This is a genomic window from Mycobacterium sp. NGS66, from assembly GCF_059812225.1.
The window spans coordinates 381,090-404,810 of record NZ_JCALCG010000003.1; the positions used below are offsets into that span (position 1 = coordinate 381,090).

25 protein-coding genes and 1 tRNA gene are annotated in these 23,721 nt (G+C 64.3%); 19 read left to right on the forward strand and 7 right to left on the reverse strand.

Annotation, left to right across the window (positions count from 1 at the left end):
* The first annotated feature begins 12 nt into the window (after positions 1-12).
* The 3 genes from AC5Y2L_RS09640 (at position 13) to AC5Y2L_RS09650 (ending at position 1,443) form a co-directional block, all read left to right on the forward strand.
* On the forward strand, positions 13-717 hold the full coding sequence (locus AC5Y2L_RS09640) for a nitroreductase family protein (RefSeq protein WP_499933320.1): 705 nt from the start codon (positions 13-15) through the stop codon (positions 715-717).
* Between the two features lie 35 nt (positions 718-752).
* Positions 753-1,289 carry a cupin domain-containing protein gene (locus tag AC5Y2L_RS09645; protein ID WP_499933318.1) on the forward strand — a complete coding sequence of 179 codons (537 nt, stop codon included), beginning with the start codon at positions 753-755 and terminating at the stop codon, positions 1,287-1,289.
* A gap of 77 nt (positions 1,290-1,366) precedes the next feature.
* A tRNA-Met gene (locus tag AC5Y2L_RS09650) sits at positions 1,367-1,443 on the forward strand.
* A 147-nt stretch (positions 1,444-1,590) separates the two neighbouring features.
* Here AC5Y2L_RS09650 and AC5Y2L_RS09655 read toward each other — a convergent pair.
* Entirely contained in the window at positions 1,591-2,952 is a 1,362-nt protein-coding gene (locus AC5Y2L_RS09655; RefSeq protein WP_499933317.1) for a DEAD/DEAH box helicase, read from the reverse strand.
* A 35-nt stretch (positions 2,953-2,987) separates the two neighbouring features.
* Complete coding sequence (locus AC5Y2L_RS09660; RefSeq protein WP_499933315.1) at positions 2,988-3,947, reverse strand: TOTE conflict system archaeo-eukaryotic primase domain-containing protein; 960 nt, start codon at positions 3,945-3,947, stop codon at positions 2,988-2,990.
* 338 nt (positions 3,948-4,285) lie between these two features.
* Here AC5Y2L_RS09660 and AC5Y2L_RS09665 point away from each other — a divergent pair, with 338 nt between their 5' ends.
* The 9 genes from AC5Y2L_RS09665 to AC5Y2L_RS09705 all read left to right on the forward strand — a co-directional run bounded on the left by AC5Y2L_RS09665 (position 4,286) and on the right by AC5Y2L_RS09705 (position 10,340).
* Complete coding sequence (locus tag AC5Y2L_RS09665; protein ID WP_499933314.1) at positions 4,286-4,540, forward strand: hypothetical protein; 255 nt, start codon at positions 4,286-4,288, stop codon at positions 4,538-4,540.
* Positions 4,540-4,959, forward strand: a complete 420-nt coding sequence (locus tag AC5Y2L_RS09670) for a PIN domain nuclease (protein ID WP_499933312.1) — start codon at positions 4,540-4,542, stop codon at positions 4,957-4,959. Before AC5Y2L_RS09665 ends, AC5Y2L_RS09670 begins: the two co-directional genes overlap by 1 nt.
* Positions 4,960-5,079: 120 nt before the next feature.
* Positions 5,080-5,742, forward strand: coding sequence for a DUF1345 domain-containing protein (locus AC5Y2L_RS09675; RefSeq protein WP_499933311.1), 663 nt, complete (start codon positions 5,080-5,082; stop codon positions 5,740-5,742).
* A gap of 217 nt (positions 5,743-5,959) precedes the next feature.
* Positions 5,960-7,345 (forward strand): WS/DGAT/MGAT family O-acyltransferase, encoded by a 1,386-nt coding sequence (locus tag AC5Y2L_RS09680; protein ID WP_499933309.1) that lies wholly within the window; start codon positions 5,960-5,962, stop codon positions 7,343-7,345.
* Positions 7,346-7,362: 17 nt separating this feature from the next.
* Positions 7,363-8,175 carry a lysophospholipid acyltransferase family protein gene (locus AC5Y2L_RS09685; protein WP_499933308.1) on the forward strand — a complete coding sequence of 271 codons (813 nt, stop codon included), beginning with the start codon at positions 7,363-7,365 and terminating at the stop codon, positions 8,173-8,175.
* A 36-nt stretch (positions 8,176-8,211) separates the two neighbouring features.
* Positions 8,212-8,826, forward strand: coding sequence for a TetR/AcrR family transcriptional regulator (locus tag AC5Y2L_RS09690; RefSeq protein ID WP_499933306.1), 615 nt, complete (start codon positions 8,212-8,214; stop codon positions 8,824-8,826).
* Positions 8,827-8,922: 96 nt separating this feature from the next.
* The gene (locus AC5Y2L_RS09695) at positions 8,923-9,339 is read left to right on the forward strand and encodes a flavodoxin family protein (RefSeq protein WP_499933305.1); all 417 of its coding nucleotides are present in this window, start codon (positions 8,923-8,925) and stop codon (positions 9,337-9,339) included.
* Positions 9,339-9,875, forward strand: coding sequence for a DUF1360 domain-containing protein (locus AC5Y2L_RS09700; RefSeq protein ID WP_499933304.1), 537 nt, complete (start codon positions 9,339-9,341; stop codon positions 9,873-9,875). Before AC5Y2L_RS09695 ends, AC5Y2L_RS09700 begins: the two co-directional genes overlap by 1 nt.
* A 78-nt stretch (positions 9,876-9,953) precedes the next feature.
* Entirely contained in the window at positions 9,954-10,340 is a 387-nt protein-coding gene (locus AC5Y2L_RS09705) for a hypothetical protein (RefSeq protein WP_499933302.1), read from the forward strand.
* Between the two features lie 72 nt (positions 10,341-10,412).
* Here AC5Y2L_RS09705 and mbp1 read toward each other — a convergent pair whose 3' ends face one another.
* Positions 10,413-10,646 (reverse strand): microaggregate-binding protein 1, encoded by a 234-nt coding sequence (mbp1, locus tag AC5Y2L_RS09710; protein ID WP_067233708.1) that lies wholly within the window; start codon positions 10,644-10,646, stop codon positions 10,413-10,415.
* 476 nt (positions 10,647-11,122) lie between these two features.
* On the opposite strand from mbp1, the gene AC5Y2L_RS09715 reads away from it, so the two are divergent.
* Complete coding sequence (locus tag AC5Y2L_RS09715) at positions 11,123-11,521, forward strand: heme-binding protein (protein WP_499933300.1); 399 nt, start codon at positions 11,123-11,125, stop codon at positions 11,519-11,521.
* A gap of 101 nt (positions 11,522-11,622) precedes the next feature.
* On the forward strand, positions 11,623-12,678 hold the full coding sequence (locus tag AC5Y2L_RS09720; RefSeq protein WP_499933298.1) for a DNA topoisomerase IB: 1,056 nt from the start codon (positions 11,623-11,625) through the stop codon (positions 12,676-12,678).
* Position 12,679: 1 nt separating this feature from the next.
* Here the strand turns inward: AC5Y2L_RS09720 and AC5Y2L_RS09725 are convergent, their stop codons facing one another.
* Together AC5Y2L_RS09725 and AC5Y2L_RS09730 are read right to left on the reverse strand one after the other, a co-directional pair.
* Positions 12,680-13,675: an alpha/beta hydrolase gene (locus AC5Y2L_RS09725; protein ID WP_499933297.1), complete on the reverse strand. Its 996-nt coding sequence runs from the start codon at positions 13,673-13,675 to the stop codon at positions 12,680-12,682.
* Between the two features lie 188 nt (positions 13,676-13,863).
* Entirely contained in the window at positions 13,864-14,181 is a 318-nt protein-coding gene (locus tag AC5Y2L_RS09730) for a hypothetical protein (protein WP_499933878.1), read from the reverse strand.
* A 136-nt stretch (positions 14,182-14,317) separates the two neighbouring features.
* Here AC5Y2L_RS09730 and AC5Y2L_RS09735 point away from each other — a divergent pair, with 136 nt between their 5' ends.
* On the forward strand, positions 14,318-15,499 hold the full coding sequence (locus tag AC5Y2L_RS09735; RefSeq protein WP_499933295.1) for a zinc-dependent alcohol dehydrogenase: 1,182 nt from the start codon (positions 14,318-14,320) through the stop codon (positions 15,497-15,499).
* A gap of 120 nt (positions 15,500-15,619) precedes the next feature.
* Positions 15,620-17,779 carry a glycogen debranching protein GlgX gene (gene glgX / locus AC5Y2L_RS09740; RefSeq protein WP_499933293.1) on the forward strand — a complete coding sequence of 720 codons (2,160 nt, stop codon included), beginning with the start codon at positions 15,620-15,622 and terminating at the stop codon, positions 17,777-17,779.
* Between the two features lie 4 nt (positions 17,780-17,783).
* Here glgX and AC5Y2L_RS09745 read toward each other — a convergent pair whose 3' ends face one another.
* Complete coding sequence (locus tag AC5Y2L_RS09745) at positions 17,784-18,758, reverse strand: sensor domain-containing protein (protein ID WP_499933292.1); 975 nt, start codon at positions 18,756-18,758, stop codon at positions 17,784-17,786.
* Between the two features lie 476 nt (positions 18,759-19,234).
* Here AC5Y2L_RS09745 and AC5Y2L_RS09750 point away from each other — a divergent pair, with 476 nt between their 5' ends.
* Positions 19,235-19,963: a SigB/SigF/SigG family RNA polymerase sigma factor gene (locus AC5Y2L_RS09750; RefSeq protein WP_499933876.1), complete on the forward strand. Its 729-nt coding sequence runs from the start codon at positions 19,235-19,237 to the stop codon at positions 19,961-19,963.
* A 49-nt stretch (positions 19,964-20,012) separates the two neighbouring features.
* Positions 20,013-20,510: an oxidoreductase gene (locus tag AC5Y2L_RS09755; RefSeq protein WP_499933290.1), complete on the forward strand. Its 498-nt coding sequence runs from the start codon at positions 20,013-20,015 to the stop codon at positions 20,508-20,510.
* A 97-nt stretch (positions 20,511-20,607) separates the two neighbouring features.
* Here the strand turns inward: AC5Y2L_RS09755 and AC5Y2L_RS09760 are convergent, their stop codons facing one another.
* On the reverse strand, positions 20,608-22,068 hold the full coding sequence (locus AC5Y2L_RS09760; protein WP_499933289.1) for an aminotransferase class I/II-fold pyridoxal phosphate-dependent enzyme: 1,461 nt from the start codon (positions 22,066-22,068) through the stop codon (positions 20,608-20,610).
* 161 nt (positions 22,069-22,229) lie between these two features.
* Between AC5Y2L_RS09760 and AC5Y2L_RS09765 the strand changes: the two genes are divergently transcribed.
* Positions 22,230-23,720: a molybdopterin-dependent oxidoreductase gene (locus tag AC5Y2L_RS09765; protein WP_499933287.1), complete on the forward strand. Its 1,491-nt coding sequence runs from the start codon at positions 22,230-22,232 to the stop codon at positions 23,718-23,720.
* Position 23,721: the final 1 nt, after the last annotated feature.

Below are 23,721 nucleotides of genomic sequence, written 5' to 3' on the forward strand. Positions count from 1 at the left end.
GAGGAGCAGAAAATGGACATCCATGAGGCGCTCTACACCACCAGGATGATGCGGCGGTTGCGGCCGGATCCGGTTCCGCTGGACGTGCAGGCGCGCATCCTCGACGCGGCCGTTCGCGCGCCCAACGGGGGCAACACCCAACGCTGGCACTTTGTGGCCGTTGACGATCCAGAACTCATACGTGAGTTCGCTCAGCTGTTCCGGCGGGCACGCGCCCTCGAATACGAGAAATTCAGCACCGGTCAGGGGCCCATGGTGGCGCCCGCGCCCGGTGCGGACCCGGCCGCTCACGCCGAGACCATGCGCCGGATCAAAGGGTCGGGGGACTACCTGGCCGAGCATTTCGAAGAAGTTCCCCTGCTGCTCTTCGTCTTCGCCATCGACGATCTCGGCGGCGCCAACATCTACCCGGCGATCTGGAGCGCGTTGTTGGCCGCCCGTGCCGAGGGCGTCGGCGGCGTCATGACGCTGGTGCTCAATAATTTCCGGGACCGGGTGAACGAGTTGCTGGGTGTGCCGGTCGAGGAAGGCTGGCGGATGTCGGCCATGCTGACGCTCGGCTACCCGCGGGGGAAGTGGGGTGTCGCCGCCAATCGCCGCCCAGTGCATGAGGTTTCATCCCGAAACCACTGGGACTCGCCATTCGGGGTCGAGGTATCGGAACCGCTGTGGCCGCCTCACGACAACATGACCATTGGCCTGCCCGCGGCGGGTTGATCTGTCGCAGGTAACCGGTACAGGAGGTATGTGACATGGCAGATCCGACAGGCATCGGAGTCACCGTCGTTCCGCCCGGCGAGGGCGACTATGCCGCCCTTCCCGGCTTCGGCGCATTCTTCAAGTTGTCCAGTAAGACCAACGGGGGCGAGGTGTCCATCGTCGAGCACCCATTCGAAGTGGGCTTCATCACCGCGGCGCATCGGCATACCCGCGAAGACGAACATTCCTTCGTGCTGGCCGGTGAGATCGGGTTTCGCTCCGACGACAGCGAAGTGGTCCTCGGCCCGGGCGGCTACATCACCAAGCCCCGCGGGCAAATGCACGCAATGTGGAACGCGGGCAACGAACCCGGTCGCATCGTCGAGATCATCACCCCGGGAGGATTCGAGAACTACTTCCGGGAACTCAGCGAATTGCTCGGTGACCACATCAACAGCCCGGTCGGCACGCCACTGCATGAGCTGCCCGAGTTCGGCGAACTTGCCGACAAGTACGGGCTGACCTACGGCGACCCGGAATGGATGGGCGACATTGTCCGCCGCTATCGGCTCAACCCGCCGTCGCACTGAAGCGGGCGGAGAGCTGGGAGCGCGGCGTGCGCGATTTGGTAGCCCCGCCAAGCGTTGGGTAACCTTGCGTTTACCGACGCGGGGTGGAGCAGCTCGGTAGCTCGCTGGGCTCATAACCCAGAGGTCGCAGGTTCGAATCCTGTCCCCGCTACCAGCGGAAATGGCCCTCGGAAGGAGACTCCGGGGGCCGTTTTCATGCATGCGGTGGATTCAAGCGAGCTGAAGGAGTCCTCGCTGCCCTGGCGCGGTGGGCCCGGCCGACCGGGGGTGAGCCGGCAATGTCGTTATGGACACCGAGCGCTCAACGGACCAGTTTTCGGGGATCGGGGAAGCCCAGTTTGGTGTAGCCGGGCGCGCGTTTCCGTAGTGAAGAGGCGATTACAGGGGTGAGTTCGTCGTGGTAGTCGTGCACCGTCGCGGTGGTCTTGGTGGCGTGGGGTCGGGTGATGCGCCCGACGTATTGGACGAGCCGGTTCTTGAAGGTGATCGGGGCGGCGAGGAACAGGGTGTCCAGGGCGGGGCAGTCGAATCCCTCGCCGATGAATGAGCTGGTGCCGACGATCAGCAACGGTCCGTCGTCGGCGGTGTGGTTGGCGAGTTGTTGAGAGATCTCGCGGCGTTGGCGCGCCTTCATCCGGCCGCTCAGCACGACGACATCCTTCTCGTCATTCCGGAGTCTTTCGGCGATGGCATTGAGGTGATCAATCCATGTGGTGAGGACGAGGATGTTGGCGCCGTCGGCGTGAGCCGAGAGGACGTCAGCGATGATCTGCTCGAGGCGTGCTTCGTCGGCGATGAGGGCTCGGTAGATCTCGGCCATTCCGCCTGGCGCACTGGGATCGGCTTGTCCGGTATAGCGGAACTGGGTGGGATGGACGTGTAGGACTGGGTGCGGTGCGAGCAGGTCGGTGCTCGCCGAAGGGAGTTGGCCCGCGGTAGGGGCTTCGAGGAGGACGTGATGTGATCCGAGTTGGTGGTAGATGAGGTCTTCGAGCCCGTCGCGGCGTTCGGGTGTGGCGGTGAGCCCGAGCCAGTATTTGGCGGCGATCCGATTTAGGACGTGAAAGAACGCGCTGGCCGCGATGTGATGGCATTCGTCGACTATGACGAAACCGTAACTGGCCGTGAGATCTTCGATGTTGCCGCGGCGGGTGAGTGTGGGTAGCAGCGCAATGTCGACGATGCCGGTGGTCTTGGATCGCCCGCCGCCGATCTGTCCGCACTTGAATCCGAGGTGTTTCTGCAACCGGTCACGCCACTGGTCCGCCAGCGCTTTGCGGTCGACCAGTATCAGGGTCGAGGTGGCGCGAGAGGCGATGGAGGCGCAGGCAATCACGGTTTTGCCCAAGCCAGGAGGCGCGATCAGGACACTGGTGTCTTCCTCAACGAGTTGTCGGGCGGCCTCGGCTTGTTCGGGCCGAAGTGTGGTTGAGCAACTGAATTCGTGACGGTCACCGGCCGAGCGTTTGTCGTCGATGCCTAAAGTACTCCCCGCTGAGTCGGCCAAATCTGTTAGGAGCTCGTAAAGTCCGCGGGGCAGCACGAGATCGCCTTCGACTGTCTCGTCGTAGCTGTATAGGAAGCGCGGTATGTTCCAGGTGCTGCGTCGAGCACGTTGGCGGGCATCGAATTCCGGATTTCGGATAGAGGCTGCGTGTTTCACGGCCGCGATCATGGCTGGACCAAGATCGTTGGCGGTCAGCGTGATTCGAGCAGTAAAGGTTGCCCGGATGATCGCTGCTGGCCTCGGCACGATTTTCGATGAGGTGGTAATTGCAGCCGGCGCACGCGATGACCGAATTGCGGATCGGGCAGCGTGCGAGCGAGCGCGGCCACGTCCTTATGCGAGAGGCGTGCGATGCTGGACAGGTACGCCCATTGGTCGTCGAAGGGTTCCAGCGTGGCGGGGTCGAGGAACAGGGTTGTGCCGTGCTGGCGGCGCTTGCCGTTGAGGGGTGCGGCGATGAGGTTGCCCATGCCGCGGCCGGTGTGGATGTCCTGGGACGGAAATAGTCTGTCGTAGCTACTGAGGTGCATGCTGCCGCGGAGTTGGAAGGCCTCGCCGAGTAGGCTGGTCGCGATACTGCGGGCTGTTGCGGCCAACATCGCCTGTGCGAAGAAGATCCAAACGTGCGCACCTCGCCCCGACTGCGATACTTCCAAAGCAGCCGGAACCTTATGGGCCCGGGCTGCTTTCAAATAGGCCAGTGCGTCAAGCATCGCGGCCTCTTTGTCGAAGTCGGCCGCGACCCACCAACATGTGTCATCGTCGCCAAGCGGATAGAGGCCGATATGAACCTCGCCGCGTAGGTGTTGTCCGATGATGTCGGGAGTCAAAGCAAGATAGGGGATCTCGGCACGGTTCATGCCCTTGCGCCAGTAGCCGCGAATGGCCGGCATCCAACCGGATCGCCCGTCGCGCCGGTTCTCCCAACGCACCGCGTAAACATCTGAGCGACAACGAAACAGATCGAGGAAGAAACGGACCTTGTCTTCGGGCGCCGATCTCATGCTGATTGGCAATTCCGGTGCACCGGAGAGAGTAGCTTGATCCGGATCCGCCGCTCGGGCCTGCTCTTCACTCAATTTCAGTAGGCGACGCAGGCGGAGATTGTCAGCGCGCAACGTCTCGAGCTCACCCGGAAAACGCTCCTCCACAACCACAGTCTGCCTCGCTTGCTGCACTGCGCTGGGAATGCCGATCGACCAGCAAGAGGATCCCGCGCCGTTGCAGGAACTGCTCGGCGTGAGGGGAGCCGGCCAACCGGGCCAAGCCAAACGCTCGACACCTAGATCGTTCCGACGCGCAGTACCGCGAATTAATTACTGCTTCAAGGCACGACGCATCAGCCCCTGCAGCACCTTACGTACAGCGTTAGAGCCTGCACAGCGTTAGAGCCTGTCGTCGATATGCTGACTTCAGAATCAGAATGGTGTATGACTCTGCTAGATTTTTGGTGCATATAAACCGCCTGGTTTGGTGTATATTTGCGCCCATGACACGCATCACGGTCGACGTGAATGACGAATGGCTTGACGCCGCCAAAGAGGCCCTTGGAACCGACACCAAGGTCGCGACCATCAACGCAGCGTTGCGGTCTTTCGCGCTGCGCACACAAGCCGGCAAGATCGTCGCCGCGCTGGGCAGTGTCCCGATGGATTTCACCGATTCCGATGCCTCGTGGCGCTACGGTGCTGGCCGCGACCTCACTCGACTCGAACAAGAGGCGCGAGAGCCCAAAGCCCCTTAATGGCCAGCATCGTGTACTTGGCAGACACAACCGTCTACGTCTTACAGGGTCGCCACGACGTCGTGCGCCGCCGATTCGAAACGCTCTTGGCAGAGGGGCGACTCGCAGGATGCCAGATGTCGGCTCTGGAGTACCTCAACGGTGCCCCGGATCCGAAAGGCTACGAGATTGTCTGGGGCGCCTTGCATGGACACCGCTGGATGGACGTGACCTCGGAGGCCATGAACCGAGCACTGGCCGTGCACCGAGAACTCGCCAAGACCAGCCAGCACCGACACTTCCGTCTACCCGACTTGATCATCGCTGCCACAGCCGAACTCAACGGAGCGACCGTCCTACATTACGACGCCGATTACGACCGCATCGCCGCCGTGACCGGCCAGGCCACAGAGTGGGTGGCCGCCAAGGGCTCGCTGTAACCGGGGTTGCGATCACGTCGGGTTCACCGACGATTTTGCTGCGCCGTTCCGTACGCAGTCACCCGGCGACTCGCCGCATTGTGCCGCACAGGACGAAGATTTCGGTGTTTAGCTTGCGTTATGGAATACCAAGCTCGGTCGCACTGGCAAAAGCGCGTGGTGATCCGCCTGATCGTGGCCCTATTGGTCGGCCTGGTCGTTGCGCTGGCGCTCGGCTTCACGACGGCATGGCGGTACGCACCCGCCGTCGGGTGGATCGCCGCGGCAGGTGTCTACCTTGCCTGGACCTGGATCGTCGTCTTGCCGATGGACGCCGAACAGACGCGCGCACATGTTCGTCCTGAGGATCCGCCAAGGGGCTGGATCACCGACGGCATCATTCTCGCGGCGAGCGTGGCCAGCCTGGCGGGTGTGGCGCATCTGCTCACCGCCGGGTCGAAGTCGGGAGTCGAGCGACAGGTCGCCGCGGCGGTCGGAGTGGTCAGCATCATCGCGGCGTGGTGCGTGGTCCACACCGTCTTCAGCGTCCGCTATGCCGACGTCTACTACTCGAGCGAGGGCACCGGCATCAATTTCAACGGCAAAGAGAAGCCACGATTCGTGGATTTCTTCTACCTCGCGTTCACCGTCGGCATGACGTACCAGGTCTCCGATACCAGTCTGGAGACCGGACAGTTCCGTGCGCTCGTACTGTGCCAGGCGCTGCTGTCTTACCTCTTCGGGGCGGTCATCCTCGCGGTAACGATCAATTTGGTTGTCGGGCTTAATAATTCGGCAAGTTGACAACGCAGCACTCCCTCTCGGCCGGCCCGCCGGGCTGTGACATATTCCACACCTCTGTCTGCTGCCACGTCTAGACAGCAGTCCATTTTCCCCGGTAACGTTCCCTTCACCCTGCCGGATATTCCGCTGTGCACGCGGTGACAAGACGTAAGCGTCGGCATCGACGAAGCGCGGCAGCGGTGGCGAAATCGAAAATCCTTGGTACGAAGGGCAAGCAGTGAAACGACTTAGCGGTGCGGACGCGATGATGCTCTACAGCGAAGCGCCCAACGTGCCGATGCACACGGTCAAGGTCGCGATCGTCGATGCGCCCAACACCGGCAGCTTTTCGGTGGACACCGTCCGCAAAGTTCTGCAACGGCGACTACACCGATTCGAACCCATGCGGCGCATCCTCGTCGAGACGCCCTATGCGTTTCACCGCCCGGTGTGGCGGGAGCATTGTCCGGTCGACCTCGCATATCACGTTCGGCCACTGCGGCTACCGGCCCCCGGTGGACGGCGGGAACTCGATGCGGCCATTGCCCGATTGATCGAGGAGCCGTTGGACCGCACCCGGCCGCTGTGGGAGATTTACGTCGTCGACGGCCTGGCCGACGGACGGGTCGCCGTCGTCACCAAGATTCATCACGCGCTTGCCGATGGTGTCGCATCGGCCAATCTCCTTGCCGGTGCGCTAGACCGACCGGAAGCCGTCGACTCCGCTGAGCTCGACCTGGTTCCGAGCAGGACCCGGTTGCTATGGGATGCCACCCGCGACCATGTGCGGCAAATCGCCCAATTGCCAAGCCTTTTGCGCTACACCGCGGCCGGCGCCCGTCGAGTCCGGCGCAGCAAACGCGAAGAACGCCTCAAAGCCCCGAAGTGCTTCCTGAATCACCGGCTCGGCACCCGACGCCAGTTCGCCACGGCTAGTGTGCCGTTCGCCGATGCCAAGCGAGTGACCCGTCAATTGGATTGCACGATAAACGATCTGATCCTCGCCATGAGCGCGGGCGCGGCCCGGGAGCTGCGGCTGCGTTACGACGGCCGCTCGGACACCCCGCTGGTAGCCATGGTGCCGGTATGCCTCGACTCGTCGCCGGGGAGAGTGGCCGGCAACAACTTCACCCAGATCGCGGTCGCACTACCGGCGCACGTTGCCGACCCGCTGCATCGGATCAAACACAGCCACGATGCGGCCATTGCCGCCAAGCAGCGGCATGTTCTACAAGGGCCGGAGCTTTGGACGCGGTGGTTCGACTACATGCCGCCCGGGTTGGCGCGGATGCTCAGCGGCTGGATGGCACGCAGGGATGCCCACAACGCCATGCAGAATCTCGTGGTTTCCAATGTGCCCGGTCCGCGCGAACTCGTCACGGTCGCCGGCGCGACGGTCGCCGAGTTCTATTCGGTAGGACCGCTTGTGGCAGGAAGCGGTCTGAACATCACCGTGTGGAGCTATGCGAATCAGCTCAACATCTCGGTTCTGGCCGACGCCGCGACGCTCGACGACGCACACGAGGTCACCGACGCGATGATTCGCGAATTCACCCAGATCGCCTCTGCCGCAGGCTGTTACACCGAAGCCGGCCAGCACGAGTACCAGGCCGTCGTGGCCTGAACAACCGAAAGGACACCGTGACTACCACCGATATCGCCGAACCCGAGATCGCGAAATGGGACCCGCTTCTCACCGCGCGCGTCATCGGCGCCATCCGGCCAATTCTCAAGCGCTACTTCCGATCCGAGGTGTACGGACTCGACAACATCCCCGCCGGCGGAGCGCTGGTGGTGTCCAACCACTCCGGCGGCCAGCTGGCGTTCGACGTGCCGATCTTCGCGATCGACTGGTATACCGAGCACGGCTACGACCGCCCGATCTACACGCTCAGCCATGACATGATCATGGTCGGGCCGGTGGGAAACTTCCTGCAAAAGATCGGGTTCATCCGGGCCAATCACGACAACGCCGCCCGCGCGCTCCGCAGCGACGGCATCGTCGTGGTCTTCCCGGGTGGCGACTACGACGCCTACCGGCCGACGACCGCCCAGAACGTCATCGACTTCGACGGCCGCACCGGATACGTTCGGGCCGCGATCGAGGCCGGGGTACCCATCGTCCCGATGGTTTCTATCGGCGGACAGGAGACCCAGTTCTTCCTCACCCGCGGCACCTCGTTGGCTCAGCGCTTGGGCCCGCTCGCGCGGTGGGCGCGCGCCAAGATCGCGCCAATCACGGTGGGCTTCCCGTTCGGCGTCAGCCTTTTCGTATTTCCGCCGAACCTCCCGCTGCCCGCCAAAATCGTCACCCGCGTGCTCGAACCGATCAACATCCGCAAGAAATTCGGCAAAAACCCCGACGTCGCTGACGTCGACGCCCACGTGCGTGAGGTCATGCAGGCCGGACTCGACGAGCTCGCCGCCGCCCGCCGATTCCCGATACTGGGCTGACGCCGGTACGACGCCGATGTAGTAGCGTCTAGACACATGTCCAACGGTATGTCGGTCGAGTCGGCGCGACGCCGGTTCACCGGTAAACGCGCTGACACCGTCTTGAAACTCGGGCGGGCCACCCTCGAGGTACTGCGCGACGTCGGCTACCAGGAGCTCACCCTGCAGGCGGTGGCGGCTCAGGCCGGACTGGCGCGCGCGACCGCCTACACGTATTTCTCCTCCAAAGAGCACCTGATCGCCGAGGTCTTCTGGCGGCGGATGTCGAGCATCGAGCCGGCCGGGGACGAAGCCGACGTGGTGGAGCGGGTGGCGGGCGTGCTGCGCGAACTGGCGTTCATCGTCGGTGACGAGCCGGCGTTGGCCCACGCCGTCGCGGTCACCATGAACAGTGGTGATCCGGACGTGGAACTGCTTCGCCTGCAGATGGGCCGCTTCGTCCACGACCTACTCATCTCGGCCGTCGGCGACGACGGGGATCCAGAAGCCGTGGTGCTGCTCGAGCTGATCTACATCGGCGTGATGGTCCGCGCTGCCAGTGGGACGATGTCCTATCGCGAGGTCGCCGATCAGCTGGACAGCGCCGTGCGGCGCATCCTTTCCACTGCCCCGAATTCGAGTCGGCCAAATAAGGCTCGCCGCAACCGCTAGGCGGCGCGCTCGCTCGAATCGCCTTGGGCCCCAACGGCTCCCAGGCCATCGCTGAGCTGTGGTTTTCGTTGCCCGACCGGCGGGTATGAATCCGAAATGGCCGATGAGACAAAGCAGTCCCTGCATGCGGTCGGACTGGTGTGCAGCCTGAAACCCAGTTCGGCGCCGTCCAGCAGCGTCCTGATGGCCGAGCAGGTGGCAAGCGAGCTGAAAAGCAACGACGTCGAATGCGAGCTGATTCGTTGCGTCGACCATGCCATTGCCCCGGGTGTGGAAAACGACATGGGTCAAGGGGATGCCTGGCCGCAGATCCGGGAGAAGGTGCTGAGCGCCGACATCCTGCTGATCAGCACCCCGATCTGGACGAAGTGCCGGAGCAGATTGCGTCCACCACCGCGACTGCGGCGCGCAACGCGGCGCACTTGGCGCGGCTTCTGCGGCAACGACAATATCCTCCGTATGGCGCGTAAGCCATTGCGCACCAAGCTATTTCATCCCACGAAGGAGTTGTGATGGGAGAAGTCACAGACACCGGCACTCAAATGGTCGACGGCGCACGGCAGGAAGCACAGGTGTATCGCGGCGACAATCCGCGTCCGCTGGTCGGCTATCTGGTGGTGTTGGCTGTCTATGGGCTCTTGGTAACCGCAACGACGGTGATCGCGGCGCTCACCGGCCGTAGGCTGCCGGATCGCTGGACCATCCAAGACCTGGTCACCGTCACGCTGGGCACCCACAAGCTTTCCCGAACGTTGACCAAGGACGCCGTGACGAGTCCGCTGCGAGCCGCGTTCACCCAATATGCCGGTACCGGCGGCCCGGCCGAGGTGAACGAAGAGGCCAGGGAATCAGGTCAACTGCGGCACAGCTTGGGTGAGCTGTTGACCTGCCCCTTCTGTCTCGATATGTGGGTTGCCACCGGATTCGCCATCGGCCTGATTTTCGCGCCAAGGCTCACGCGCCTGGTCGCCGGCACCTTCACCGCCTTGGCCGGGGCGGACTTCCTGCAGCTCGGCTATGCGATGGCCCAGCAGTCAACCGAAGGTTGACAAGCTCTGGCTGAGGTTTTCCCCGACCCGGTGCGGGTAGCCGTCCTGGATGGCAAGTCTGTATCGAGAGGGAAACTCATGAGCCTGCAGGACAACCAGACCGGGCAGCTGGTGACCGACGAGCATGCCCACCCGCCCGAAGGTGACGATCGCAGCCGTCGGCGGCGTGGCTGGGTCAACTGGGTGCTGGCGTTGCTGACGGTGCCTTCGGCGGCGCTGGTGATGATCTTCGGCATCGGTGCAGCGATGAGCGTGGCTGCCTGCAGTAGCGGCCAATGCCCAAAGCTCGGGCCCAGCGGCCTGCTCTACGGCATATTGCTGTACGGGGCTCCCGCCGTGGCCGCATTGACCATCGCAATCTCCTTTGTGACCGCGACACGTCGTTGGGGCGTCATCGTTCCGCTGTGCGGGCTGGCTCTGCTGCTCGCCGACGTCGCCGTCATGGTCAGCTTGTTCCGCACCTGACGAGCAGTTCGTCTGCGGTGCAAAGCAAATGGCCCCAGCCCGGGATCGGGCTGGGGCCATTCTCGCTATGAGCTACTGGTTGGCCCGCTCACGCTCTTCGGCCGCGCTGGCCGCACCGCGGGCAGCTTCCGCCTCGGCCTCTTTCTTGGCCGCGTTGCGCTGGGCGTCGGCCTTGTCCTGCTGAGCCTGGCCCTCGCGCTTGACGTCATCGCGGCCCGTCACGGCACCGATGACTTCCTTCGCCTTGCCCTTGACGCCTTCGACGACACCCTCGACAGCTTCCTGGGGGCCACTCTTCTCGCCCATGCATTCCTCCCTGTCATCGCTTCGTTCGGTGGCTGCGCGCTGCCCGGTTTCGACTTTGCGCATCCGGCGGGCCTGGCCAGGACGCTGACCAACCGCGTCGTGGTGTCCAGGATTTCCCGCTTGGCGCAGTGTTTCCGGATGGCCGCAATCTGAAACATGTGGCGTGGCTCACCGGGTCCACGTCGACCTCCCTAAAGGCCTGGCGAATAACGGTTTGATCACGATAAGAAGTCACGATTCCCTAAGAATGAGGCCACAACTCTGAGAGTTCTCAACTTTGGACGCTCAGTCTGGTTGCCCGCTTAGTGAATTCGCGTCGTTTTTGTGGTCGAGGCCACCCAGTTGCGCGCTCGCCCCGGTGCGGCGCCGTTCGTCGGGTATCAATGCCCGATCGACGCGGTTTCGCTTCGGCTACTTTGAATTTCGGGACATCGGGAACCTCAACGATCAAGTCGCATCATCTGAAGGAACAAATCATGAAATTCAGCAGTGTGCCCGCACGCCGGCGGCTGGCCGGCATCAGCGCTGGGTGTCTGCTCGGGGGATTTGCCGTCGGCATCGTCGGCGCCCCCTCGGCGGCCGCAGCGCCCGACTGCAGCCCGGAGGGGGTCAACGCCACCGTGTCGTCGGTCACCGGCGCCGCGGAGCAGTACCTGGGCAGCCACCCGGGAGCCAACCAGGTAGTGATGGCCGCTTACGGGCAGCCGCGTTCGGAGGCGGCTGCGAACTTGCGCAGCTACTTCACCGCGCACCCGCAGGAGTACTACGACCTGCGCGGCATTCTGGCGCCGATCGGGGAGACCGAGCGCCAGTGCAACGTGACGGCGCTGTCACCGAATCTGGAGTCGGCCTACCACGAATTCATGGCCGGCTGATTGGGGCAGGGTTCATGTCTGCGCGCCGGATGTGGCGCGCAGGCATGAACTGCCGGTCGCGTGGGTAACTTCTGATCAGCCAACGGAAGTGGAGTATCCTCATGCGCCTGCGTCGTAGCGTGGTGAGCAAGCCAGGAATCGCCCGGAAGCGCCGGGGAAAGGGTTTCGCCTACTACGACCCCGACGGTGATCAGATCTCCGATCCGCAGACTCTGCAGCGGATAAAGGATCTGGTCATCCCGCCGGCCTGGAAAAAGGTGTGGATCAGCCCTTACCCCAACGGCCACATCCAGGCCGTCGGCACGGATGCGGCCGGACGGCGTCAGTACCTCTACCACGTCGCGTGGCAGCAAGAGCGTTCGGAAGAGAAGTTCGATCGCGTGCTGGAGTTGTCCAAGGAATTGCCCGCGTGGCGACAGCACATCGCCCGAGATCTGGCGGGCCGCGGGTTGTCCCGCGACCGGGTGCTGGCGTTGGCGCTGTATTTGCTTGACCGAGGCTACTTTCGGGCGGGCGGTGACCGATACGCAGAGGAGAACGAGTCCTACGGCATTGCCACGCTGCAGTGTCAGCATGTGACCGTCCGCGGCGGCGCAGTGCGATTCGACTATCCCGCCAAAAGCGGGGTGCGGCGCACGCTCGAGATCGAGGACGTCCAGGTCGTACGTGCGGTGCGGTCACTGCAGCGCCAAGCCGAGCGCTCGCGACGACTACTGGTGTGCCGGACGGGATCTGAGTTGGTGGAAGTCCGGGCCGAAGACCTCAATACGCGGTTCAAAGAACTTGTCGGCGACGAATACTCCGTCAAAGACCTCCGCACTTGGCATGGCACGGTGCTGGCCGCCGCGGCGTTCGCCGAGGCCGATCCCGCCGTGTCGCGGCGGGTCGCCAAACGCGTCGAAGCGGCTGTGATGCGTGAGGTCGCCGAGGAACTGGGGAATACTCCGGCAGTTGCGCGCGGCTCCTACGTCGATCCGCGCGTTGTCACCGGCTACGAACAGGGGATAACGATCGCCGCGGCAACGCAACGCGCGGCGCGGATCCGTCGCCCCGGCGCGGCGCAGGAGATGCTGGAAAAGGCGACCGCGTCGATGATTCGCCGAATAGCCAAGGGCGGGAACATGTCTGGCGCGTCGGCACTGGCCAAGACGGCGTGAGTCAGGCCGCCGGCGTGTTGGTCGAGACCGCGAGAGTCTCTGCCGGGACGGTCACTTCATTGATGAAGTTGCCGAGGTAAGTTATCGCGCGGCGGCCTTCCGGCAAAATGTCGGCGGCCAAAGGGAAGTCGTGGATCTGTCCGCGCCACACGTGCAAGTCGCACCGGACCCCGGCTTGCGCCAGCCGACGCGCCATCAATTCCGCATCATGCAGCAGCAATTCGTCGCCGCCGGCGTGAATTGCCACCGGGGGCAGCTGGGACAAGTCGGCATCCACCGGGGGTACCAGAGGTGAGCCGTCCGCGGAAAGCCGCTTGTGGCAGCGCTCAACGTATTTGGCGAATGCCGGCAAGACCCGGCCGCTGAACATCGCGCAGCGGCGGGCGTTGCGATGAGTCAACCTACGCGACGAGCCCAAATCAGTCAGGGGCGATATGGTCGCGATGCCTGCCGGCAGGGCCTCGTCGTGATCAGGGCCGCACTCAATCATGTTCAGCGTGAGCATGAATGCCAACATGCCTCCCGCGGAGTCGCCCGCGACCACGATGCTGCTTGGTGGATACCCCTGGCGCCGTAGCCATCGCCAGGCGTCGACACTGTCCGAAAGCGCGTCTGTGACAGCATGCCTGGGCAGCATTCGATAGCCGACATTGAGAACGACGGCGTCGGCCGCCTTGGACAGACGCGCCACCAGCGATCGGTGGGTATTGAGTCCACAAACCATGAACGCACCGCCGTGCAGGTACAGCACCGCTCGCGACCCGGAAACGCCTCGGCCAGTGACCAACTCGGCTTTGCAATTCGGGAGTTGGACGGGCCGGATCGTCGCGTGCCCGCGCCGCGGCGCCAGACCGGCCAAATAGTCGATTGCGGCGAACGGCCAGTTGAGGTTTGGGCTCAGTGCCCAAATCCGGATACTGTTCTTCACAAAAGCCCGGCAAGCTACGGCTACCGCAGTGGACTGCACGCTGCGACGCCTATGGATGGTCCGACGCATTGAGCCTCTCAATCCCGTATGCGCTGCGGCTTTTCGGTACATTAGGTCAACTTTCTTAACGTTGTTAAGGCGTATACCCGGCCGAATACGCCGCAAACGTCACGGTTTGACCAACTTCCGGCTTCATAAGGAATCGCCTACAGCATTGAGTGAGGCTGGGAGGCGGCAAATTTCGCCAGGCAGTCGCGCTAACGTTCGATGTTGTAGAAGGATTCGCCGTCCTCCGGCGTTCCGTCGATCTGGCCGCGCTCGCGGCCGTGCCGATCTGGATCGATCCGGTCCAGGTCGTCGTCGCCGACTACGTTGAATGCGCCACCGGCCCGCGCGTCGTGAGCCTCACTCGAGGGGGTGCTGACATCTGAGTCGTCGGGCGTCTCAGCGGCCAGCTTTTCGTCGAGCGTCTCGTTCTCCTCGGCCTTGATCCACTCGTCGGGCGGATCGACGACCTCGTCGCCGTCGTCGTTGCGCACCTCGTCGGAGTCCAGGCTCTCTGACTGCTCCAACATGTCATCGGAGTTGTCGGTTTCCACGACGCCCGGTTGCCCGTCATCGGCAGATGTTAAACCGCTACCGCTGGATCGGCGCCCGCGTTTTGACCGCCGCCAGGAGGGTATCCGCCACAGCGTCAGAGCAGGAGTTTCTATGAAAGCCGTTACCTGGCAGGGTAAGCGTGATGTGCGCGTCGAGACGGTTCCCGACGCTGCGATCGAGCAACCCAACGACGCCGTCATCGAGGTCACCTCGACGAACATCTGCGGCTCAGACCTTCATCTGTACGAGGTCCTCGGCGCCTTCATGAACCCGGGCGACATCCTCGGCCACGAAGCCATGGGCATCGTGCGGGAGGTCGGTAAAGAGGTGGATAACCTGCGGGTCGGTGACCGGGTCGTGATCCCGTTCCAGATCTCGTGCGGCAGCTGTCACATGTGCGGCAAGCAGCTCTACACCCAATGTGAAACCACCCAGGTCCGCGACCAGGGGATGGGGGCCGCACTGTTCGGCTATTCGGAGCTCTACGGCGAAGTTCCCGGCGGCCAGGCCGAACTGCTGCGCGTGCCCCAAGCCCAATTCACGCACATCAAAGTTCCGGTGGGACAGCCGGATTCGCGATTCGTCTACTTGTCGGACGTGCTACCGACCGCCTGGCAGGCGGTAGCGTACGCCGACATCCCACCCGGCGGTACGGTCGCCGTACTCGGCCTGGGCCCCATCGGCGACATGGCCGCCCGCATCGCCGATCATCTCGGCTACCGGGTGTTCGCCGTCGACCTAGTGCCCGAGCGGTTGGCCCGTGCCGCGCAGCGCGGCATCCACACCATCGACCTGAGCCGGCTCGACGTCGCCCTGGGCGAGCAGATCCGGGATCTGACCGACGGGCGCGGCACGGATTCGGTGATCGACGCGGTCGGGATGGAGGCGCACGGGTCTCCCGCCGCGCGGCTGGCCCAGCAGGCCACCGCCCTGCTGCCGGATGCGCTGGCCAAGCGGATGATGCAGACCGCCGGCGTGGACCGGCTCAGCGCGCTGTACTCCGCTATCGACGTGGTGCGGCGCGGCGGGACCATCTCGCTGGCCGGCGTCTACGGGGGCATGGCCGATCCGCTGCCGATGCTCACCCTCTTCGACAAGCAGATCACCCTGCGGATGGGGCAGGCCAACGTCAAGAAGTGGGTGGACGACATTATGCCGCTGCTCATCGACGGCGATCCGCTGGGCGTGGACTCCTTCGCCAGCCACGTGCTGCCCCTGGACCAGGCCCCGCACGCCTACGAGATCTTCCAGAAAAAGCAGGACGGCGCCGTGAAGGTGATGCTGAAGCCCTGAAATCTGAACCCGGCAGGCACGTCAAAAGTAATGGGCGACATGGTATTTAGCGCATCGACTGGTCGCCGGGAAGGATAGTGCGCGGTTTGACAACCCCGCTGCTCGGGTATGAAGTGCGCCATGACCAGCGCAGCCGGCCCCGCCCCCACACCCAGCGATGAAGCGTGGCCGGGCAAGGCATACCCACTGGGCGCGACATACGACGGAGCAGGTACCAACTTCGCAGTGTTCAGCGAGGTGGCCGAGCGCGTCGAGCTGTGCCTGTTCGACGCCGACGGCGCCGAAAGCCGGATAACGCTGCCCGAGGTGGACAGCTTCGTCTGGCACGGTTTCGTGCCGGCCATCGAGCCCGGTCAGCGCTACGGCTACCGGGTCTACGGCCCCTACGAGCCCGAGGCCGGGCTGCGGTGCAACCCCAACAAGCTGTTGCTCGACCCGTACTCGAAGGCCATCGACGGGACGTTCGACTGGAATCAGTCGCTGTTCAGCTACAACTTCGGCGACCCGGACAGCCGCAACGACGACGATTCGGCGGCCAGCATGCCCAAGTCGGTGGTGATCAACCCCTACTTCGACTGGGCGATCGACCGGCCACCGAACCACGAGTACGCCGACACCGTCGTCTACGAGGCCCACGTCAAGGGCCTGACCATGACACATCCCGACATCCCGGAACCGATTCGGGGCACCTACGCCGCCGTCGGTCACCCGGTGATCGTCGAGCACCTCAAGAGCCTCGGCATCACCGCGATCGAGCTGATGCCGGTGCACCACTTTGCCAACGACTCGACGCTGGTGGAAAAGAACCTGACGAATTACTGGGGATACAATACCATTTCGTTCTTCGCGCCGGACCCCAAATATTCCAGCGCCACTTCACCGGGAGGTCAGGTCCAGGAGTTCAAGGCGATGGTGCGCACCCTGCACGAGGCGGGCATGGAGGTGATCCTCGACGTGGTCTACAACCACACCGCCGAGGGCAATCACCTGGGCCCGACGCTGTCGATGCGCGGTATCGACAACGCCGCCTACTACCGACTGGTCGACGACGACAAGCGCTACTACATGGACTACACGGGAACCGGCAACAGCCTCAATGTCGGGCACCCGCATGCGCTGCAGCTGATCATGGACTCGCTGCGCTATTGGGTGACCGAGATGCATGTCGACGGCTTCCGGTTCGACCTGGCGTCCACCCTGGCCCGGGAGTTCTACGACGTGGATCGGCTGGCGACGTTTTTCGAACTGGTGCAACAGGATCCGACGGTCAGCCAGGTCAAGTTGATCGCCGAGCCGTGGGACGTCGGGCCGGGTGGTTACCAAGTGGGCAACTTCCCGCCGCAGTGGACGGAGTGGAACGGCAAGTACCGCGACACCGTGCGCGACTTCTGGCGCGGTGAGCCGGCCATGCTCGACGAGTTCGCCTACCGGCTGACCGGATCGTCCGATCTCTACGAGCACACCGGTCGCCGGCCGGTGGCCTCGATCAACTTCGTCACCGCCCACGACGGCTTCACGCTGCGCGACCTGGTGTCCTACAACGAGAAGCACAACGAGGCCAACGGCGAGGACAACAACGACGGCGAGAGCCACAACCGGTCCTGGAACTGCGGGGTCGAAGGGCCTACCGACGACGCCGGTGTCAACGAGCTGCGCGCGCGCCAACAGCGAAACTTCATCACCACGCTGCTGTTGTCGCAGGGCGTGCCGATGATCAGTCACGGCGACGAGCTCGGCCGCACCCAGAACGGCAACAACAACGGCTACTGCCAGGACAACGAGCTCACCTGGATCGACTGGGACAAAGCGGACACCGGACTGCTCGAGTTCACCGCCGCGGTGTCCGCACTGCGCGGCAACCACCCGGTGTTCCGCCGCCGCCGCTTCTTCAGCGGCAAACCGGTGGGCCGGCGCGGCCAGGACGGTCTGCCCGACATCGCGTGGTTCGCCCCGGACGGCACCGAGATGACCGAAGACGATTGGGGGACCGGCTTCGCGAAATCGGTCGCGGTGTTCCTCAACGGCCACGGCATTCTCGACCGCGATCAGCGCGGTCAACGAGTCATCGACGACTCGTTCCTGCTGTGCTTCAACGCCCACTACGAGCCGATCGAGTTCGCCGTTCCGCCGAAGGAGTTCGGCACCGGCTGGAGGACCGTGGTGTTCACCGGTAGCGAGCAAGCGGCGCCCCCTGAGGAACTGAGCGCGGCGGAGACATTCACCGTCGACGCGCACACCGCGGTGGTGTTGCAGGCCCGCGACGACTCGGCCACACCTTAGTGCTTCAGCCCGGTATTTTGCCCAGGACGTAGTTGGCGATGCCCACCGCCGGTTTCGCGCGATCCGTGCCAGTGCCGGTGGCGGCGTAGGACACGTTCACGTCGACGACCACGTTGGCCTTGGCCGCGATGGCCCGGACGGAGCGCCGCAGGCCCTTGGTCTCCACTTCGAGCGTGGTGATGCCGTTGCCGGCCTCGGTGGGAACGCCCACGGCGAACGTCAGGATCTGCCCAGACGGAAGGGTCACCTGCACGTCCCCGCCGCATTGACGCCATCCGGCCAGCAACTGCGTCAGCTGCTTTGCGGCCGCAGCGGGCTCGCGGAAAGCGGCCACCGCCGCAACCACCTGCTGGGCATTTCCCGCGTTGCTGGTGTCGGTGAATTCTGCTGCGCGATAACCGAATACGGCTTCGACCTGATAGGCGTCCGAACTGGCCGGGCCGATGCTGCCCCAACACTCGGGGCGGTCGATGCGTCCCTCCCGGCTGTTGGCGGCGATCCGGTCCCAGGTCTTGCCGGGCGTCAGGCTCTGGTCACCGGTGATCCTTCTGACGTCGGGCAGGCCGGGCAGCAACCCGCCCAGGTCGACCGGCGCCACCGTCGGCGCGGGCGGACGGGCGCCCGCGACGCTGGGTGCTGGGTGTTGGTTCGACCTGATGGTGGCCACGGCGGCCCAGCAGACCAGTGCGATGACGGCAAGGGTGATGAATGCGTACGACACCGCCACCCCCACCAGGGCCCGCTGACGGCCGCCTTCGCCGGTGCGACGGATTTGAGCAAGCCCCAGATGCCCCAGGATCGCTCCGGCCGGCGCGAACACGAACGCGAACACCACCGACAACGTCGCCAATGCGTTCACCGGCGGTTCGACCGGCTCGGGGTAGTCCTCCAGCGGTTCTACCGGCGGTCCGTATGGCAGGCTGCCGAACGGATCGTAGTTAAACGGGTTGCGCCCGAAGGGATCCTGAGGGTTGCTCACGCGAGCGGTCCTTCATGACCCCGCATCGTGGGGAGCATGGCCTCGACAATAGTCGCGACGTGATCGGTCCGGTCGCGATCGCGGGCGCCGGTTTGTTGTCGTGGCGTACACTTACCGATTAAGTCCGTTCGGACTCTCTTCGCCGTTTAGCCCAAAGCGGTCGGTATCCGCACGGTTGCCGGGCTGCGTGGCTGCGGCAGCAACATTCCCGGTCACCCCGGACCCAGTAGGCCGTGCGCCGCAGGTAGTCGATCCGTACCGACGGATCCCAGTGCAGTGGGAGGACCGTGGGAGGACAACGCCCACGGTTCATGTGCGGGGATGGCTGCCGCGTAGGACTGACAGGAAGTGTGCCGGTGACGCAAGACCTGGCCCTTACGGCGATCAACCCGATCAGCGACGTGATCGCCGCCGACCGGCCCCGGCGGCGGGCCGACGCAGCATCGTCCGGGGATTCCTATGACGATGTCGTCGACATGTTCTTGGCGCTTCGCACGATGCCGCCCGAATCGCGCGAATACGCGCGGCAGCGCGAATGCATCGTCGTGCGGTGCCTACCGTTGGCGGACCACGTAGCCCGTCGCTACGCGCGTCGTGGGGAAAACCTGGATGACTTGGTGCAGGTCGCGCGGGTAGGCCTGATGAACGCCATCAACCGATTCGACCCGGACAAGGGGCCCAGCTTCATCGGGTTCGCGGTCCCCACCATGATGGGCGAGGTCAGGCGGCATTTCCGCGACCATACCTGGAGCATGCGAGTGCCCCGGCGGCTGCGTGAGCTGCACGTCCAGATCGGCAAGGCCACCCCGGCTTTGGTCCAGAATCTGGGACGCGCGCCCACCGCCACCGAGATATCGGAGATGCTCGGCATCTCGCGCGAGGAGGTGGTGGAATGCCTGGTCGCGGGGGAGAGCTATCGGCTCGAGTCGCTGGACGCACCCGTCGGTGCCGTCAATTCGGGCAGCAGCCGGATGGTCGCCGAGTCGGTCGGCGAGCTCGACCCGCAGATCGACCACATCACCAACCGTGAGGCGGTGCGCGCCTTTGTCGCCGTTCTGCCGCAGCGCGAGCGGGAGATCCTGCAGATGCGCTTCTTCGAGTCGATGACCCAAAGCCAAATCGCCCAGCGAATCGGCTGCTCGCAGATGCAAATCTCGCGCATCCTGGCCAACACCTTGCAACGCCTGCGCGACCAGCTCGAGTAGGCGCCGGGCGCTCTGGTTTGAGCCCCGCGTCGTCGGGTACCTAGCCACCGTGGGCCTTCTCGTCGAGACGTGGCCAGAGAGCTGGCATCGCAGTCGCCTGTTTCGCATCCTCAGTCTGGGTGGCTACGTTGCGTTCGACCTGCCCCGGCTGGTAACCGGGTTGGGCGCGGCGCTGCTGTTGGGCATCGCGACGGCCCACGGGTACATGGTGGCCGGCGAACCGGCACTGCCCGCCTACTTCGTCGTGTATGCCATCGCGATGATCGCCGGATGCCTCGCGGTCGCCGCAAGTATCGGCTATGGCAGGAATCCCCGTGTGGCACAGGCCGGTTGGTATTTCGGTGACCTGCTGGCGCTGGTCTTCCTCGCGGTCGCCGTGGGCACCCGGATCGTGAGTCTGCCCGGTCTGGCCACGCTGACCGGACGATGGGACTTCGTGCCCGTCACGTTTGCGCTGGCGTTCGCGGCGGCCTTCATCGGGGTGCACGGGTCGGTGTTGCTGGGCATCAACGTGGCCTATCCGCAGCGGCAGCAGTGGAACGACTGAGCCCGGGACAACTAGCCGCCGCGAAAGTACGACTACCGACGTTCGCTCTCGGGAAATGGGTCGGCAGTTGCACTTTCGCGATAGCAGGCGCGGGCCGTCAGGCGACCACGCGGAAGTGCCGCGCGCTTTGATCCGCCGGGTCCGGCAGGGCCATGCCGGCCTCGACACCGGAACGCAGATAGTCGATGACGGCGTCGTTCAGGCGCTCGCCGGGCACGACGGCGGGGATGCCCGGCGGATACGGCGTGATCTGTTCTGCGGCAATGCGACCGGCGGCCTTCTCCGCGGGCACCATCTCGGTCGGCCCGAAGAACGCGTCGCGGGGCAGCAGGGCGGTCTCCAGTTGCAACTCTTCGGGGGAGAGCAGCGCTATTTGCGGCGGCTTGTCGAATTCCTTTGCCGCGCTGCGCCACTGGGTCATCGCGGTGACGAGCCGGTCTGCGGTGCGCTTGTCGTCGGCGAATGACATGGTGGCCAGGATGCGGCGGTGATCGCTCAGGCCGAGGTCGAGCTGGCAGTGTTCGCGTAGCCAGTCTGAGGCCTGGTATCCAGATGTTCCCGTGTCCGAGACGTCCATCAGCACCTGCGTCACATCCAGGTCGCAGGACGCCTCCTCGCCGAGCAGCTCGTCTTCGAGCACGTGCAGATCCGGGATCTCGCCAAGACGGGAACGCAACTCCCCGGCCAGGTCGAGCTCGGCCGCCAGCAGGTCGTGCCCGTGCTCGACCATCTGACGTCGCCAACCGTCAAGGGCCGCATACACCATGACGTTCGGGCTGGTCGTCATCAGCAGGTCCGCGCATGCCGACAGCCGGTCCGGGTCAACCAGCTCACCCTGGAGATGAAACACCGAACCCTGTTCGAATCCCGCGCCCATCTTGTGGACGCTGACGACGCATACGTCGGCGTCGGCGTCCATCGCCCACGTCGGCAGGTCCTCGTGGAACGGAAGGTGTGCGCCCCACGCCTCGTCGACGATCAACGGTTTGTTGCGATCGTGGCAGACCTCCGCGATGCCCTCGATGTCGGCGCAGGTGCCGTAGGGGCTCGGGCTGACGATGAGAGCTCCGGCGGCGTCAGGATTCTGGTCCCACGCGGCCTCCACCTGTTCGGGCGAGGGCGGATGAGAGAAATGCCGTTCGGAGTCCCAGCGCGGCGCAATCCACTTCGGCTGCACGCCGGAGAAGACCAGGCCTGCCACGACCGACTTGTGGCTGTCGCGGGCGACCAACAATCCCCCTTCGGCGCCACCGGCCACGGCCATCATTGCGGCCTTCACCGACAGCGAGCTGCCGCATGTGGAAAAGAAGGCCGTATCCGCGCCGACGGCGTCCGCCATGAGTTCCTCGGCGCGCGCCAGAAACTTCCCGCGAGACAGCCGATCGTCGAGCCCGCTGGTGGCCAGAATGTCGTTGCGGAACGGCTCCTTGCCCAATACGGCAAGGACACGCTCGTCCACGCCGACACCCTGCCGATGCCCCGGCGGGGTGAAGCCGTAGCGGTTACTGCGGTGATAGTCGGCCAGCGCGTCCAACAGGGGTGTCTGTGACTGATCCATGACCAGGCGGGTACCCCGTGCCCAAGGCGTCAATCCGGGCCGGCTGACACCCTTAGCGTGGTGCCCGGTATCCGGTTTGAACCGAACACCTGCGGGTAAGCATCAGAAATGGGCCTAGCGGGGTTATGGCCGATGATCTTTCGGCTCAGGTTGCCCAAGATATGACTGTGCTCGACTACCCGGCATGGCTGCGCGTCGACCACTGGCTCAACGTGCTGTTCCTGACTTTGTTGCTGCGCAGCGGAATTGAGATCCTCTCCACCCACCCCAAGTTGTATTGGCGTGAGGACAGCAAGCCCGGCACCGAGTGGGCACGCTTCACCACCAAGCAAATGCCGACCGACAAGCTCTTCGACACCCTCGACGAAGAGGAGGATTACAGCTCACTGGTGGCACTGCCGGGTCACAAGAAGCTCGGCATGGGCCGGCACTGGCACTTCATTTCGGTGATCGGCTGGATTGCGGTCGGCCTCTCGTACTACGTGCTGCTGTTCGCCACCGGCCAATGGCACCGCTACTGGCCGTATTCGTGGTCGATCTTCGGCGAGGCCTACAACGACATCGTCACCTACATGTCGTTCAACCTACCGCCGTTGCTGCCCGGCGAACCGCTGGACGCGATCCAGAAGCTCACCTACGCCGCCGTCATCTTCCTGCTCGCTCCGTTTCAGATTCTCACCGGCGCGGCGCAAGCACCGGCGTTCGAGGCCCGATTCCCTTGGTTTGTGCGGTTATTCGGTGGTCGGCAGGGTGCACGCAGCCTGCATTTCCTGGGGCTGCTGGCGTTCGTGGTCTTCATCGTCATCCACCTGTCGATGGTGTTCTTCTGGAGCTGGGGGCAACTCAACGCGACGATGATCTTCGGCTCGGTCCGAAACATCAATTGGGCCACGGCATTGTCGTTCGTGATCATCGGCGTGATTGTCGCCATCCACGTCGCGGCCACGGTGTGGAGCCTTCGCCGGCCGGTCCAGGTGCGCCGGCTGCTGGGCGCGGTGGTGACGCGGGCCCGGCTGATCGTGCTGCGGCCGCTGAACTCGCGACAGAACTATCCGAAAGAGATGCTGTCCGAGGAACATCGGGTCAACGGTAAGCCGCCGTGTTCGAACGAGTACAAGGTGATGGCGGTACACAATTTCGTCGACTGGCGGTTGCGGGTCGGCGGGCTGGTCGAACGGCCGGTGACCCTGGATCTGGCCGCGCTGCGGGCGCTCGCGCAACCGGAAACCCAACGGGTGCTGCATAACTGCGTGCAGGGCTGGTCGAGCATCGGGGAGTGGACGGGATTGCCGCTGGCGCGGCTCGCCGAGCTGGTGGGACCGCTGCCCCAGGCACGGTACGTGTGCTGTCTGAGCATGCAGGATAGTGGACGTGACGAACCGAGTGCAGAGGGGGAGGGACAGTTCTACGAGGTGATGGATCTCCAGCTGGCCTATAAGCCGCAAACCATTCTGGCGTACGAGATGAACGGAAAGCCGTTGCCTATCAAGCACGGTGCGCCGTTGCGGTTACGGGTGGAGACTCAGGTCGGTTTCAAGATGGTCAAGTGGATCAACCAGATCGAGTTCATCGACGACTACCGGGGCATCGGCTACGGGCTGGGCGGCTGGCGTGAGGACAATGTCCACTACGACAAAGACGTAGAGATCTGAG

What these genes read in the sequence shown, in the direction of transcription:
- AC5Y2L_RS09705 (WP_499933302.1), top strand. Translation starts at nt 9,954, where the DNA reads ATGAGCCTGCAGGACAACCAGACCGGGCAGCTGGTGACCGACGAGCAT.
- AC5Y2L_RS09690 (WP_499933306.1), top strand. Translation starts at nt 8,212, where the DNA reads ATGTCCAACGGTATGTCGGTCGAGTCGGCGCGACGCCGGTTCACCGGT.
- AC5Y2L_RS09715 (WP_499933300.1), top strand. Translation starts at nt 11,123, where the DNA reads ATGAAATTCAGCAGTGTGCCCGCACGCCGGCGGCTGGCCGGCATCAGC.
- AC5Y2L_RS09695 (WP_499933305.1), top strand. Translation starts at nt 8,923, where the DNA reads ATGGCCGATGAGACAAAGCAGTCCCTGCATGCGGTCGGACTGGTGTGC.
- glgX (WP_499933293.1), top strand. Translation starts at nt 15,620, where the DNA reads ATGACCAGCGCAGCCGGCCCCGCCCCCACACCCAGCGATGAAGCGTGG.
- AC5Y2L_RS09645 (WP_499933318.1), top strand. Translation starts at nt 753, where the DNA reads ATGGCAGATCCGACAGGCATCGGAGTCACCGTCGTTCCGCCCGGCGAG.
- AC5Y2L_RS09665 (WP_499933314.1), top strand. Translation starts at nt 4,286, where the DNA reads ATGACACGCATCACGGTCGACGTGAATGACGAATGGCTTGACGCCGCC.
- AC5Y2L_RS09725 (WP_499933297.1), bottom strand. Translation starts at nt 13,675, where the DNA reads ATGCGTCGGACCATCCATAGGCGTCGCAGCGTGCAGTCCACTGCGGTA.
- AC5Y2L_RS09700 (WP_499933304.1), top strand. Translation starts at nt 9,339, where the DNA reads ATGGGAGAAGTCACAGACACCGGCACTCAAATGGTCGACGGCGCACGG.
- AC5Y2L_RS09640 (WP_499933320.1), top strand. Translation starts at nt 13, where the DNA reads ATGGACATCCATGAGGCGCTCTACACCACCAGGATGATGCGGCGGTTG.
- AC5Y2L_RS09750 (WP_499933876.1), top strand. Translation starts at nt 19,235, where the DNA reads ATGTTCTTGGCGCTTCGCACGATGCCGCCCGAATCGCGCGAATACGCG.
- AC5Y2L_RS09730 (WP_499933878.1), bottom strand. Translation starts at nt 14,181, where the DNA reads ATGTTGGAGCAGTCAGAGAGCCTGGACTCCGACGAGGTGCGCAACGAC.
- mbp1 (WP_067233708.1), bottom strand. Translation starts at nt 10,646, where the DNA reads ATGGGCGAGAAGAGTGGCCCCCAGGAAGCTGTCGAGGGTGTCGTCGAA.
- AC5Y2L_RS09670 (WP_499933312.1), top strand. Translation starts at nt 4,540, where the DNA reads ATGGCCAGCATCGTGTACTTGGCAGACACAACCGTCTACGTCTTACAG.
- AC5Y2L_RS09675 (WP_499933311.1), top strand. Translation starts at nt 5,080, where the DNA reads ATGGAATACCAAGCTCGGTCGCACTGGCAAAAGCGCGTGGTGATCCGC.
- AC5Y2L_RS09765 (WP_499933287.1), top strand. Translation starts at nt 22,230, where the DNA reads ATGACTGTGCTCGACTACCCGGCATGGCTGCGCGTCGACCACTGGCTC.
- AC5Y2L_RS09720 (WP_499933298.1), top strand. Translation starts at nt 11,623, where the DNA reads ATGCGCCTGCGTCGTAGCGTGGTGAGCAAGCCAGGAATCGCCCGGAAG.
- AC5Y2L_RS09760 (WP_499933289.1), bottom strand. Translation starts at nt 22,068, where the DNA reads ATGGATCAGTCACAGACACCCCTGTTGGACGCGCTGGCCGACTATCAC.
- AC5Y2L_RS09735 (WP_499933295.1), top strand. Translation starts at nt 14,318, where the DNA reads ATGAAAGCCGTTACCTGGCAGGGTAAGCGTGATGTGCGCGTCGAGACG.